This is a genomic window from Janibacter cremeus (assembly GCF_029395675.1).
GTDB classification, from domain to species: domain Bacteria; phylum Actinomycetota; class Actinomycetes; order Actinomycetales; family Dermatophilaceae; genus Janibacter; species Janibacter cremeus_A.
This window is the reverse complement of the sequence record NZ_CP115184.1, coordinates 409,293-422,738: the sequence shown is the minus strand read 5'-3', so window position 1 is coordinate 422,738 and position 13,446 is coordinate 409,293. Positions and strand designations below refer to the sequence as shown.

Genomic DNA, 13,446 nt, shown 5'->3' with positions numbered 1-13,446 from the left:
GGTTCCTCTCTTGGAAGGCTCAGGCCTTGATGTCGGTGATCTTCAGCTGGGTCAGCGGCTGGCGGTGACCCTGGCGACGGCGGTAACCGGTCTTGTTCTTGTACCGGGTGATGACGATCTTCGGACCCTTGGCGGCCCCGACGACCTCGGCGGTCACGCTGACCTTGGCCAGCGCGTCGACGTCGGAGGTGACGGTGGAGCCGTCGACGACGAGGATCGGCTTCAGGTCGACGCTGTCGCCGGCGTTGCCCTTGATCGAGTTGATGGTGATGGTGTCGCCGACGGAGACCTTCTCCTGGCGACCACCTGCGCGAACGATCGCGTACATCAGTGGGAACTCACTTTCGCTTCCGGCGCACTCGCTCTGGTCTGACCGGCAGACAATCCTCGCGCCGGAGGGCACGAAGCGTCCACGCGGTGGGCGCACCAAGGGTAGAGACTACCGTCGAGGGCCCTGCCGCCGCAAAACGCGACTGCGCGCTCCGGCAGGGACCTCGACGGGGGTCAGTCCGTGGCCTCGGGCGCCGGCGGCCCCGCTTGGGCGGTGACGCGCTTGCGCTTGCGACGCGGCGGGGTGGCCGGCTCGGCCGGGGGGTCGGCGACGGGGGTCGTGGGGGCTTCCCCGCTCTCCCCCGCGATCGACGTCAGCGGTGCGCTCGCGGTGGCCGCGGGGGCGGTCAGGTCGACCGGCTCGAGAGCCACCGGGGCACCCGCGCTGGAGGCCGCACGGCGACCGGCACGACGTCGAGCCGGCTTCTTCTCGGGCTCGGGCTCGGGGGCAGCCTCGGGGGTTGCCTCCACGACCGCCGGCTCGGGGGCGGGCGCCTCGGGCTCGGGCTCGGGCGCCTCGCCCTTCTTCGGCTCCTCCGGCTCCAGTGCGGGGGTCCTCGCCCCCGGGTCGCCGACAGCGACGTCCTCGCCGGCGCCGGGCTCGGCGATGCTCTTGACCGCGGCCGCGTGGGCAGCGGCCGCGATCTGGGCCGCGGTGCGCCCGTTGGCGTCCCTCTCCTCCTCGGGCGCGGGCTTCGGCTGCGGGTCCTTGTCGCTGCCGCCCTTGCCGCGGCCCCGTCGGGACTTGCCGCCGCCACCGCCACCGCTGCCGGAGCCACCGCCGCCGTTGCCGCCGTGGTCGTGGGCCACCGGCTCGTTGTGGACGATGATGCCGCGGCCGTTGCAGGCCTCGCAGTTCTCGGAGAAGACGTCGATGAGGCCGGAACCGACCCGCTTGCGCGTCATCTGGACCAGGCCGAGCGAGGTGACCTCGGCGACCTGGTGCTTGGTGCGGTCGCGCCCCAGGCACTCCAGCAGGCGCCGGACGACGAGGTCGCGGTTGGCCTCGAGGACCATGTCGATGAAGTCGACGACGATGATGCCGCCGATGTCGCGCAACCGCAGCTGCCGCACGATCTCCTCGGCGGCCTCCAGGTTGTTCTTCGTCACCGTCTCCTCGAGGTTGCCCCCGGAGCCGGTGAACTTGCCGGTGTTGACGTCGACGACGGTCATCGCCTCGGTGCGGTCGATGACGAGCGAACCACCCGAGGGCAGCCAGACCTTGCGGTCCATCGCCTTGGAGATCCCCTCGTCGATGCGGTGCTCGGCGAAGACGTCCCGGTCGCCGGTCCACTTCTCGAGGCGGTCGGCCAGATCGGGGGCGACGTCGTCGACGTAGCGCTTGATCTCCTCCCACGCACCGTCGCCGGAGACGACCATCTTCGCGAAGTCCTCGTTGAAGATGTCGCGGATGACGCGCACGGTCATGTCCGGCTCGGCGTGCAGGAGCGTCGGGGCGCCGCCCGCGGAGGTCTTCTTGCCCTTCTTGGCCTCGGCCTTGTCGCTGATCCTCGACCAGGCCTTCGTCAGCCGCTCGACGTCGGCGGTCAGCTCCTGCTCGGAGGCCCCCTCGGCGGCGGTGCGCACGATGACGCCGGAGCTGTCCGGGACGACCTGCTTGAGGATGGACTTCAGGCGTGAGCGCTCGGTGTCGGGCAGCTTGCGGGAGATGCCGGTCATGTTGCCCTCGGGCACGTAGACCAGGTAGCGCCCGGGGAGGGAGACCTGCGAGGTCAGTCGCGCGCCCTTGTGGCCGATCGGGTCCTTCGTCACCTGGACGAGGACCGAGTCGCCGGAGGAGAGGGCGTTCTCGATCCGCCGGGCCTGGCCGTTGCCGACACCCTGCGCGTCCCAGTTGACCTCACCGGCGTAGAGCACCGCGTTGCGGCCCTTGCCGATGTCGATGAAGGCGGCCTCCATGCTCGGCAGCACGTTCTGCACGCGGCCGAGGTAGACATTGCCGACCATCGTCGAGGTCGTCTCCCGGGAGACGTAGTGCTCGACGAGCACGCCGTCCTCGAGGACGCCGATCTGGGTGCGGTCACCCTGCTGGCGCACGACCATGACCCGCTCAACGCTCTCGCGGCGGGCGAGGAACTCTGCCTCGGTGATGACCGTGCGGCGCCGACCGGCCTCGCGGCCCTCGCGGCGACGCTGCTTCTTCGCCTCCAGGCGGGTGCTGCCCTTGATGGCCTGCGGCTCGCTGCGGCGCGACTCGCGGACCTTGGTCACGGTCCCGGGCGGGTCGTCCTGCCCGGAGCCGCCACCACCGTTTCCGCCACCGCTGCCGCCGCCGTTGCCACCACCACTGCCGCCGCCACCACGGCGGCGACGGCGCCGACGACGCGAGCTGCCCGAGGACTGGTCCTCGTCGCCCGAGTCGGTGTCGGAGTCGTCGTCGTTGTCGTTGTCGTCATCGCCGGAGTCGGACGAGCGCTCGTCCTGCCCCGAAGAGCCGTTGCCGCGGCCTCGACCCCGGCCGCGGCCGCGGCCACGTCCACCGGAGGACTTCTGGTCGTCGTCCTCGTCGTCGGAGGAGTCGTCCGAAGAGTCCTTCGAGGAATCCTTCGAGGTCTCCTTCGGCGAGTCCTTGGACGAGCTCTTGGAGGAGCCCGACCCGCTCGAGCCGTCGTCGTCGGAGTCGGGGCCGTCGGAGGAGTCGGAGGAGCGGTTGCGACCGCGCCCGCCACGGCGGCGACGCCGGTTGCGGCCCCCTTCGCCCTGCTGGTTGTCCGAGTCGTCACCCTGCGGGGTGTCGCTGTCGTCGGAGTCCCGGGCGGAGTCCTGCTCGTCCTCGTCCTCGTCGTCGTACGGCTCCGGGTCGCGCTGACGGCGGGGCGGGGCGGCGACGGGGGTGGGCGGCTGGAAGAGGAGCCCGAAGCCCGGTGCGGCGGCGGGCGCCTGCTCCGGGGTCTGCTCGTCCTCGGTCTGCTCGTCCTCGGTCTGCTCGGGCTGGTCGGCCGGGGCGGTGGCCTCGGTCGATTCCTCGGCGTGCTCGTTCTCGGGAGCCATGCGGCACCTCCAGCGCCGGCGACCCTGCCCCACACCGGCACCTCGCAGGGTGCGACCAGGCCGCAGGCGCGGCGTTCGCGGGCTCAGGTGGCCCGCGGAAGCAAGTCCGTGTTACCTCGAGGTGGCTCGCGCCGTGCGCGGCACCCCCACGGGGCCGACGGCGACTCAGTCGGTGGCCAGTGGATCGGCCACGCTCTCGGTCTCGCTGCTCCAGATCCCCTGCGCCAACCGGGTCGCGATCGGCGACCGCGGCGGCGCGAACGAGGTGGCAGCGGTGATCGCGCTGAGGACGTCGTCGGGGCGTACGGCAGGTGTGGTGTGCCGCACGACCATCTCCAGTATCGCACAACCGTCCTCGGCGACCCCGGTACGCGCCCACTCGACCGGTCCGCGCGCGTCGTAGGACTTCATCCCACGCTTGAACATCCGCTCGACCTCGATGCGTTCCTCGGCGAGGAATCCGGCGACCGCCGTCTCCAGCTCGGCCGGGTCCACGCCGGGGAAGCGCAGCTCCCAGCGACTGGCCTGCAACCGGTCCGCGAGCGACCCCGGGCGCGCCTCGACGACCGCGACGATGTCCAGCCCCTCGGGCAGCGCCTCGTCCAGGGCCGTGGCCACGGCGGCGGGGTCGACCTGCTCGGTCACCGAGATCTCGAAGTACTCCGCCTCGCTCGCCGCCCCCGTGGGTGCGCCGTTGGCGTAGGAGATCTTCGGGTGCGGGTGGAACCCGGCCGAGTAGGCCATCGGCACCCCGGAGCGGCGCAGCGCGCGCTCCAGCGCCCGGCCGAAGTCACGGGTCGAGGAGTAGCGCAACCGTCCGCGCCGGGCGTACTGGATGCGCAGCTTCTGGACCGGCGGCGGCGGGGGCGGCCCCTCGGGGGTGCGTTGCTTGGCCATGGGGATCAACCCTATGCGTCGCGCGAGAGCAGCTCGACCAGGTGCACGCCCTCGCGCTCGGACAGGTCCGCGATCTGCGTCTGGCAGGAGAAGCCGTCCGCGAGGACGACCGTGTCCGTGCCCGCCTGCCGGATCGCCGGGAGCAGCTGCAGCTCGGCCACCTGCACCGAGACGTCGTAGTGCCCGAGCTCGACCCCGAAGTTGCCCGCCAGCCCGCAGCAGCCGCCCAGTCGGGTCACCGTGGCGCCGGTGCGCGCGAGCAGCGCCTCGTCCGCGCTCCAGCTCATCACCGCGTGCTGGTGGCAGTGCGGCTGGGCGACGACCTCGGTCCCGGTGAGGTCGGGCGCGCTCCACCGGCCCTCGTCGATGGCGGCGGCGAGCAGCTCGGCGACCGTGCGCACGTTGGTGGAGACCGTCCGGGCCGCGGCGGAGTCGACGAGTCGCGGCAGGTCGTGGCGCAGGGCCGCGGTGCAGCTCGGCTCCATGCCGAGCACCGGGATGCCGGCATGGGTCGCGGGGGCGAGCACCCGGGCGGCGGTCTCCAGCGTGGACTTCGCCGCGTCGAGCTGACCGGTGGAGATCAAGGTCAGGCCGCAGCACAACGCCTCCGCCGGGACGAAGGGGGAGAATCCCGCCTCCCGCAGGAGCGCCACCGTCGCGCGGCCGACGTGCGGTGAGAAGTGGTCGGTGAAGGAGTCGACGAAGAGCGCGACCGGGTGGTCGGCGCCGGCCATCTGCGGGGCGGAGGCGATCATCCCTTCGCGCCGGGCCCACGTGCGGAAGGTCTCCGATGCGAAGGTCGGCAGGTTGCGCCGCGGGTCCACGCCGGCGGCCGGCAGGGTGAGCTTCTTCAGCCCCGGCAGCGAGGTCATCGCGTTGACCAGCCGCGGTGCGCGCGAGGCGACCCGGGCCAGCTGCGGCAGCCGCCCGAGCGAGTAGTGGCTGCGCGGCCGCAGGCGCCCCTTCCACGTCTGGTGCAGTGCCTCGGACTTGTAGGTGGCCATGTCGACACCGGTCGGGCAGTCGCTGGCGCAGCCCTTGCAGGACAGGCACAGGTCGAGGGCCTCGTGGACCTCCGGGGAGCGCCAGCCGCCGGTGACCGTCGTGCCGTTGAGCATCTCCTGCAGGGCCCGGGCGCGGCCGCGGGTCGAGTCCTTCTCCTCCCCCGTCGCCTGGTAGCTCGGGCACATGACCGTCGTCGACGTCCCGGCGGCGCGGCACTTGCCGACGCCGGTGCAGCGGTGGACGGCCTGGCTGAAGTCGCCGCCGTCCTCCGGGTAGCCGAAGGCCAGCGGCACGGCCACCTTGTGCGCGGCGGGGATGCGCAGGTCGGCCTCGGCCGGCGCCGGGTCGACGAGCACGCCGGGGTTGAGCAGGTTCGTCGGGTCGAAGGCGTGCTTGACCGCGCCGAAGAGGGCGATCGTCTCCGGCCCGTACATCCGCGGCAGCAGCGCCGAGCGGGCGCGGCCGTCCCCGTGCTCCCCCGACAGCGATCCGCCGTGGGCCGCGACGAGGTCGGCGGCCTCCTCCACGAGCGAGCGGTAGCGCTCCTGCGCGCCGGGGGTGTCGAGCTCGATGTCGAGGCGGATGTGCAGGCAGCCGTCCCCGAAGTGGCCGTACGGCAGGCCCTGGACGTCGTGCTCCTCGAGGAGGTCGTCGAAGGCGCGCAGGTAGTCCCCCAGCCGCGCCGGCGGCACGGCCGCGTCCTCCCACCCCGCGTGGGCGGGGCGGTCGCGCTGCGAGCGCGCGGACAGGCCGGCGCCGTCCTCGCGGATCCTCCACAGCGAGCGGGCCTGGGCGGGGTCGGTCACGACGCGGGCGTCGAGGGACTCGATCTCGCGGCAGATGCGCTCGGCGGCCGCGACGGCGCCCGCCGGACTCTCCCCCGGGACCTCGACGAGCATCCAGGCGGCGCCCCGTGGCAGGTCCGGGACGGCCTGCGGCCCGCGCCGGACGCGCACGACGTCGACGATGCGGGAGTCGATGCCCTCGGCGGCGACCGCGCCTAGTCCCTTGAGCAGGTGGGCGACGTCGCCCGCGGCGTAGATGTCGGGGAAGCCGAGGACGGCCAGCGCGGTCGCCGGCGGGTCGCTGACGAGCCGGACCCGGGCGTGGGTGGCCAGCGCGAGCGTGCCCTCGGAGCCGACGAGCATGCGGCCGATGTCCAGGCCGCGCTCGGGCGCGAGGTGCTCGAGGGCGTAACCGGAGACCTGCCGCCCGAAGGTGCCGAACTCGGTGCGGATCGTCTCCAGGTGGGCGTCACGCAGCTCGGTCAGCCGGGTCACCAGGACGTCGTCACCGGTGAGCGAAGGGGGTCCCCCCGCCACTCCCGTCGTCGCGGTCAGGTGCGCGCCGCCCGCGGTGAGCAGGTCCATGCCGACGATGTTGTCGCTCGTGCGTCCGTACCCGAGGGCGCGGTTGCCGCAGGCGTTGTTGCCGATCATGCCGCCGACGGTGCAGCGGGAGTGGCTGCTCGGGTCGGGACCGAAGCGCAGCCCGACGCGTCGGGCCTCGGCCTGGAGGGTGGCGTGGACGGTGCCGGCCTCCACGAGGGCCGAGCCGTCGCCTGCGTCGTCCACGTCGACCTCGAGGACGCGGTTCATGTACCGCGAGGTGTCGACGACGATGCCCGGGCCGACGGCGTTGCCGGCGCACGAGGTCCCGCCGCCACGGGCGGTCAGCGGGACGCCCAGGTCGCGGGCGACGGCGAGCGTGGCCTCGATCTCGCCCGTCTCCCGGGGGAAGACGACGGCTCGCGGGGGCACCCGGTACAGCGACGCGTCGGTGGAGAACATCCCCACCGTCAGCGCGTCGGCGCGCACATCGGCGACCCCGGAGCGACGAAGGGCCTCGGTGATCTCGTGGGTCGACGCGGTCATGAGGCGATTGTCCCCCTTCGCCCCGCTCCCGTGGAGGGGTGTCCCGACGCTCGGCGCGTCAGGAGCGCACCATCGACTCCTTGCCGGAGCCGAGGACGGTCAGGGGCAGCAGTTGCTTGCCCGTGGGGCCGATCTCGATGTCGGTGCCCATCTGCGGGCAGACACCGCAGTCGAAGCACGGCGTCCAGCGGCAGTCCTCGACCTCGGTCTCGTCGAGGGCGTCCAGCCAGTCCTGCCAGAGCCACTCCTTGTCCAGCCCGGAGTCGATGTGGTCCCAGGGCAGGACCTCGGCCTCCTCGCGCTCACGGGTGGTGAACCAGTCGACGTCGACGCCGGTGCCCTTGAAGGCCTTCTCCGCCGCGGCCATCCAGCGGTCGTAGGAGAAGTACTCGCTCCAGCCGTCGAAGCGACCACCGTCGCGCCACACCTGCTCGATGACCCGACCGACGCGGCGGTCACCGCGCGAGAGCAGTCCCTCGACGATGCCCGGCCGGCCGTCGTGGTAGCGGAACCCGATGGAGCGGCCGTAGCGCTTGTCGGCGCGGATCGCGTCGCGCAGCTTGTGCAGCCGCTCGTCGGTCTGCTCGGCGCCCAGCTGCGGCGACCACTGGAAGGGGGTGTGCGGCTTGGGCACGAAGCCACCGATGGAGACGGTGCAGCGGATGTCGTTGTGGCCGGCGACCTCGCGGCCCGTCTCGATGACGCGCTTGGCGACCTCGGCGATCTGCAGGACGTCCTCGTCGGTCTCCGTCGGGAGGCCGCACATGAAGTAGAGCTTCACCTGGCGCCAGCCCGCGCCGTACGCGGCGGAGACGGTGCGGATGAGGTCCTCCTCGGTGACCATCTTGTTGATCACCTTGCGGATGCGCTCCGAGCCGCCCTCGGGCGCGAAGGTCAGCCCGGACCGGCGACCGTTGCGGGTCAGCTCGTTGGCCAGGTCGATGTTGAACGCGTCCACGCGCGTGCTCGGCAGCGACAGACCGGTGTTGGTGCCCTCGTAGCGGTCGGCGAGCCCCTTGGCCACGTCGCCGATCTCGGAGTGGTCGGCGCTGGAGAGCGAGAGCAGGCCGACCTCCTCGAAGCCGGTGGCCTGCAGACCCTGCTCGACCATCTCGCCGATACCGGTGATGGAGCGCTCGCGCACCGGTCGGGTGATCATGCCCGCCTGGCAGAAGCGGCAGCCGCGGGTGCAGCCGCGGAAGATCTCCACGCTCATCCGCTCGTGGACGGACTCCGCGAGCGGCACGAGGGGCTGCTTCGGGTACGGCCACTCGTCCAGGTCCATGACCGTGTGCTTGTCGACGCGCCACGGCACGCCCGACTCGGTCGGCACCACGCGCTGGATGCGCCCGTCGGGCAGGTAGTCGACGTCGTAGAAGGCGGGGACGTAGACGCCGCCCGTCGCGGCGAGGCGACGCAGCACCTCGACCCGACCACCGGGCCGGCCCTGCGCCTTCCACTCGCCGATGATGTCGGTCGCGGCGAGCACGGCCTCCTCGCCGTCGCCGACGATCGCGGCGTCGACGAAGTCGGCCACCGGCTCGGGGTTGAAGGAGGCGTGGCCACCCATGATGACCAGCGGGTGCTCGTCGGTGCGCTCGCTGCTGTGCAGCGGGATGCCCGCGAGGTCCAGGGCGGTGAGCATGTTGGTGTAGCCGAGCTCGGTGGAGAAGCTCAGCCCGAAGACGTCGAAGTCACCCACCGGGCGGTGCCCGTCGACGGTGAACTGCGGCAGGCCGTGCTCCCGCAGGAGGGCCTCCATGTCGGGCCAGACGGCGTAGGTGCGCTCAGCGAGCGCGTCCGGGCGCTCGTTGAGCACCTCGTAGAGGATCATCACGCCCTGGTTGGGCACGCCGACCTCGTAGGCGTCGGGGTACATCAGGGCCCAGCGCACGGTCAGCTCCTCGCCCCCGGGCCCGTGGCCGCCGACCTGCCACTCCTTGACCGTGGAGTTCAGCTCGCCGCCGACGTACTGGATGGGCTTGCTGACCTTCTCGAGCAGGGGCTCGAGGGCAGGGAAGATCGTCTCACCGCTCATGCACCAAGGGTACGGGGGCTGGCCACCTCCTCCCAAAGGCGACGAGGTCGAAGGTGGAGGGTCCGGACGAGGTCGGGGTTGCCCCGACTCAGGGAGTGCCCTTCGAGGCTCGCCCGCTGCGCGGACTCACAACCTCAGGACCCGGAACGAACGACCAAGGGGCGACGCCGATCCTCGTCCGGACTTGACCTACGTCGCGTCAGCTCGGGTACATCTCCTCGATGTCGCCCCTGAACTTGTCCGCGACGACCTTGCGGCGCATCTTCAGGCTCGGGGTGAGCTCGCCGTCCTCGACGGTGAGGTCGCGGCCGAGGATGTGGAACTTCTTGATCTGCTCGTGCCGGTTGAGGCCGGCGTTGAGCTCGTCGACGTAGGACTGGACCATCTCGCGGGCCTGCAGCGAGGAGACGATCTCGGTGTAGCTCGCCTCGCCGAGCCCGTTGGCCTCCGCCCAGGGCCGGATGGCCTCCTCGTCGAGGGTGACCAGCGCGGTGACGAACTGCCGCGACTCGCCGTGCACGAGCAGCTGGCCCACGTACGGGCACAGCCCCTTGAAGGTCGACTCGATGAGCGAGGGCGCTACGTACTTGCCGTTGCTCGTCTTGAACAGGTCCTTCTTGCGGTCGGTGATCTTGACGAAGCCGCGCTCGTCGATCTCGCCGATGTCGCCGGTGTGGAACCAGCCGTCCTCGGTGAGCACCTCGGCCGTCGCCTCGGGGTTGTCGTGGTAGCCCTCCATGACGTGCTCGCCGCGGACGAGGAGCTCGCCGTCCTCGGCGACCTTGATCTCCGTCTGGGGGGTGGGCCAGCCGACGGACCCGACCCGCAGCGCGTAGGGCCGGTTGACCGTGGCCGCGGCGGAGGTCTCGGTGAGGCCGTAGCCCTCGAGGATCTGCAGCCCGGCGCCGTTGAACCAGTGCGCGATGTCCTGGTTGAGCGCGGCGGAGCCGGAGATGAAGAAGCGGATCCGGCCACCGAAGCGCTCGCGGACCTTGGCGAAGACGAGCTTGTCGGCGATGGAGTGCTTCAGGCGCAGGACCATCCCGGGCTTGCGGTCCTCGGACAGGGCCCGGGAGTACTCGCGTGCCGTCCGGGAGGCGAAGTCGAAGATCTTGGCCTTCGCGCCCCCTTCCTCCGCCATGCCCAGCGAGATCTTGGCGTACACCTTCTCGAAGATGCGCGGGGCCGCCGCCATGAAGGTCGGACGGACCTCACCGAGGTTGTCGACGATCTTGTCGATGCGCCCGTCGACGGCGGTCTGCATGCCGACATCGGTGGCGATGAGCAGGAGCACCTTGGCGAAGACGTGCGACAGCGGCAGCCAGAGGTAGTGCACGTCCTGCGGGGTGAGCATGCCGTTCGCCCGGATGGCCGCGCCCTGGTAGGTCCACGTCTTGTGCTGCAGGCGCACCCCCTTCGGCCGTCCCGTGGTGCCCGAGGTGTAGATGATCGTCGCGAGCGAGTCGGGCCCGGTGCCGTCGATCCGGGCGTCGACGAGCCCCGGCTCCGCCGCGAGGACCGCTGCGCCGCGCTGCTCGAGGTCGGCGAAGGTGAGCACCCAGTCATCCAGCTCGACACCCTCGGGGTCGATGACCACGACGTGGGTCACGCCCGGGATGGCGTCGCGGACCTCGCGGATCTTGCCGACCTGCTCCGCGTCCTCGGCGATGACCACCTTGGAGCCGGAGTTGTCGAGGATGAAGGCGACGTCGTCGCTGATCGACGTCGGGTAGATCGTCGTCGTCGCCGCGCCCGCGGCCATGATCGCGTAGTCACTCAGCACCCACTCGATCCGGGTGCTCGAGGCGAGGGAGACCCGGTCCTCGGGCTGGACGCCGAGGTCGACGAGGCCGGCGGCGAGCGCCCAGACCCGGTCCCCGAGCTGTGCCCAGGTCAGCTCGTCCCAGGCGATGCCCGCCGGGAAGGAGTAGGCGGTGCTGTCGGGGGTGTCGGCGATGCGCTGCCGCAGCAGGTGCCCCACACTCGGGGCGCGGTCGTCGAACACACTGGCGTCGAAGGCCTCGTCGGCGGGGGTGCGGGGGATGGTGTCAGGCACGGTGGCCACTCCTTTGTGGGCGTTCGGTGAGCGCATCATGACCCACCGGTACGTCGATTGTCACCCACCTGTCCACATGTTCACCCATTGGTGACCACGCCGGTCAGATCCGGTACTCGCGCGCCAGTTCCCTTGCGCGCGTTTGCAGCCCGGGTCGACCCCGGTGCTCGGTCGTGACGACGATCACGATGCCGACCGCCGCCCAGCAGGCGAACATCGACGACCCACCGTAGGAGAGGAAGGGCAGGGGCAGTCCCGTCACCGGGACGAGGCCGAGGTTCATCCCGATGTTCTCCACCGACTGCACGGCGAACCACGCCGCGACCCCCCAGCAGACGAGCTGGACGAAGGGGTCGACGCTGCGGGTGCCCGCGAGCGCGATCCGGGCCACGATGAGGCCGAGCAGGCCGATGACGAAGGCCGCCCCGACGAAGCCGAGCTCCTCGCCCGCCACCGAGAAGACGAAGTCGGTCTCCTGGAAGGGGATCGCGCCCGCGCTCGTCAGCTCGCCCGAGTACAGGCCCTGGCCGCCCCAGCCGCCCTCGGAGATCGCGGCCCGCACCTGCCGGGTCTGGTACCCGATCCCCTGCGGATCCGTCCCCGGGTCGAGGAAGGCGGTGAGCCGGTCGCGCTGGTACGGGCTGAGTAGGGGCGTGGTGAACGCCGTCACCACGGCGGTGACGCCGGCGACGAGCACCGCGAGCAACCACGGCCACGCGGCCCCGGAGATGACGAGCACGCCGAGTGCGAGCGCCACGAGCACCAGGGCCGACCCGAGGTCCGGCTGGGCCATGACGAGCAGGACCGGGACCCCCGTGACCAGCCCGGCGAGGAGGATCTCGCGCGGGCGGGGGCGTTGGCGCCGTTCGGCGGCCGGGGCGAGCAGCATCGGCAGGGCGACGCACAGCCCGACCTTCGCCAGCTCGCTGGGTTGGAGGGAGAAGCCCCCCGGCACCCGGATCCACGAGCGCGAGCCGTTGACCTCCACGCCCAGGGGGGTGAGCACGAGGACGAGCCCGAGGATCCCCGCGAGGTAGACCACCGGCGCCAGGGCGCGCAGCATCGACCGGTCCAGCCGCACCACGACGAGGGCGATGACCACCCCGATGGTGAGGTTGAGCAGGTGCCGCACGAGGTAGGCCGACCCGGCCTCCGTCCGCGTCGCGGAGTGCACCAGCAGGGCGCCCAGACCCGAGGCGGTCAGCGCCGCCGCGACGAGCACGAGGTCGGAGCGCAGCAGACCGGCGATGTCCCAGCCGCGCCTCCGCGTGGTCACGGCGCCAGGATCGCCCGGGTCGTGTCGACGTCCCGGGCCATGGCCTCGAGCAGCTCGTCGATCGAGTCGAACCGCAGGGTCGGGCGGACGTGGCCGACGAAGTCGACGGCGACCAGCTCGCCGTAGAGGTCGAGGTCCGTGCGGTCGAGGACATAGGACTCGACGACGCGCACCTGCCCGTCGAAGGTCGGGTTGGTGCCCACCGAGATCGCGGCGGGTAGGCGCCGGTCCACACTGCCCTCGGGCAGGTCGAGGCGGGTGAGCCAGCCGGCGTAGACGCCGTCGCTCGGCACGAGGCCGAGGGTGTCGTTGCCGAGGTTCGCGGTCGGGTAGCCGAGGTCGCGGCCGCGGTGGTGACCGTGCACGACCGTGCCGACGACCCGGTGCGGACGGTCGAGGATCTCGGCGGCGGCCTCCACCTCACCGGCGGCCAGGTGGGTGCGCACGGCGGAGGAGGACCAGCGCTCCTCGTCGCCCTGGTCCTCGATGACGACCACGTCGAAGCCGTGCTGCTCCCCGAGCTCGCGGATCAACGAGACGTCCCCGGTGTAGCCGGCACCGAAGCCCTTGGTGTCCGCGCCGACGACCAGGGCGGCGGCACCGAGACCGGTGACGAAGGTGTCGACGATGTAGTCGACGGCGGAGGTCTGGGCGAACTCCGCCGTGAAGGGCAGGACGAGCACCCCGTCGATGCCCGCCTCCCGCAGGAAGTCGTCACGCAGGCTGCCCGGCGCGATGAGCTCAGGCGCACGCTCGGGGTGCATCACCTCGACGGGATGGGGGTCGAAGGTGACGACGACGACCGGCAGCTCGCGCTCGCGGCCCTGGCGGACCAGCTCGTCGAGGATCGCGCGGTGACCGCGGTGCACCCCGTCGAAGTTGCCGAAGGTCGCCACGCACGGCTTCAGCTGCGACGGGGTGTCACCCGGGGATGTCCAGTGCTGCACGGGCACCCACT

8 protein-coding genes are annotated in these 13,446 nt (G+C 71.9%); all 8 read right to left on the bottom strand.

Features of this window, described 5'->3' with window-relative positions; genetic code table 11:
* Positions 1 to 19: 19 nt before the first annotated feature.
* A complete protein-coding gene (gene rplU, locus O9K63_RS01920; protein ID WP_277240113.1) occupies positions 20 to 328 on the bottom strand; it encodes a 50S ribosomal protein L21 in 309 nt (102 codons plus the stop codon).
* Between the two features lie 176 nt (positions 329 to 504).
* Positions 505 to 3,342: an Rne/Rng family ribonuclease gene (locus O9K63_RS01915; protein WP_277240112.1), complete on the bottom strand. Its 2,838-nt coding sequence runs from the start codon at positions 3,340 to 3,342 to the stop codon at positions 505 to 507.
* Positions 3,343 to 3,507: 165 nt separating this feature from the next.
* Positions 3,508 to 4,239, bottom strand: coding sequence for a TIGR03936 family radical SAM-associated protein (locus tag O9K63_RS01910; protein WP_277240111.1), 732 nt, complete (start codon positions 4,237 to 4,239; stop codon positions 3,508 to 3,510).
* An 11-nt stretch (positions 4,240 to 4,250) separates the two neighbouring features.
* Positions 4,251 to 7,118: an FAD-binding and (Fe-S)-binding domain-containing protein gene (locus O9K63_RS01905; RefSeq protein WP_277240110.1), complete on the bottom strand. Its 2,868-nt coding sequence runs from the start codon at positions 7,116 to 7,118 to the stop codon at positions 4,251 to 4,253.
* 58 nt (positions 7,119 to 7,176) lie between these two features.
* The gene (locus O9K63_RS01900) at positions 7,177 to 9,156 is read right to left on the bottom strand and encodes a TIGR03960 family B12-binding radical SAM protein (RefSeq protein WP_277240109.1); all 1,980 of its coding nucleotides are present in this window, start codon (positions 9,154 to 9,156) and stop codon (positions 7,177 to 7,179) included.
* A gap of 199 nt (positions 9,157 to 9,355) precedes the next feature.
* Positions 9,356 to 11,212 (bottom strand): AMP-dependent synthetase/ligase, encoded by a 1,857-nt coding sequence (locus tag O9K63_RS01895; RefSeq protein ID WP_277240108.1) that lies wholly within the window; start codon positions 11,210 to 11,212, stop codon positions 9,356 to 9,358.
* A 103-nt stretch (positions 11,213 to 11,315) separates the two neighbouring features.
* Complete coding sequence (locus tag O9K63_RS01890) at positions 11,316 to 12,488, bottom strand: FtsW/RodA/SpoVE family cell cycle protein (protein ID WP_277240107.1); 1,173 nt, start codon at positions 12,486 to 12,488, stop codon at positions 11,316 to 11,318.
* Positions 12,485 to 13,435, bottom strand: a complete 951-nt coding sequence (locus O9K63_RS01885) for a bifunctional riboflavin kinase/FAD synthetase (protein ID WP_277240106.1) — start codon at positions 13,433 to 13,435, stop codon at positions 12,485 to 12,487. The genes O9K63_RS01890 and O9K63_RS01885 overlap by 4 nt, the downstream gene beginning before the upstream one ends.
* Between the last annotated feature and the right edge of the window lie 11 nt (positions 13,436 to 13,446).

Excerpts from the sequence above, each read along its gene's own strand:
- rplU (WP_277240113.1), bottom strand. The coding sequence starts at position 328 with ATGTACGCGATCGTTCGCGCAGGTGGTCGCCAGGAGAAGGTCTCCGTC.
- O9K63_RS01915 (WP_277240112.1), bottom strand. The coding sequence starts at position 3,342 with ATGGCTCCCGAGAACGAGCACGCCGAGGAATCGACCGAGGCCACCGCC.
- O9K63_RS01910 (WP_277240111.1), bottom strand. The coding sequence starts at position 4,239 with ATGGCCAAGCAACGCACCCCCGAGGGGCCGCCCCCGCCGCCGCCGGTC.
- O9K63_RS01905 (WP_277240110.1), bottom strand. The coding sequence starts at position 7,118 with ATGACCGCGTCGACCCACGAGATCACCGAGGCCCTTCGTCGCTCCGGG.
- O9K63_RS01900 (WP_277240109.1), bottom strand. The coding sequence starts at position 9,156 with ATGAGCGGTGAGACGATCTTCCCTGCCCTCGAGCCCCTGCTCGAGAAG.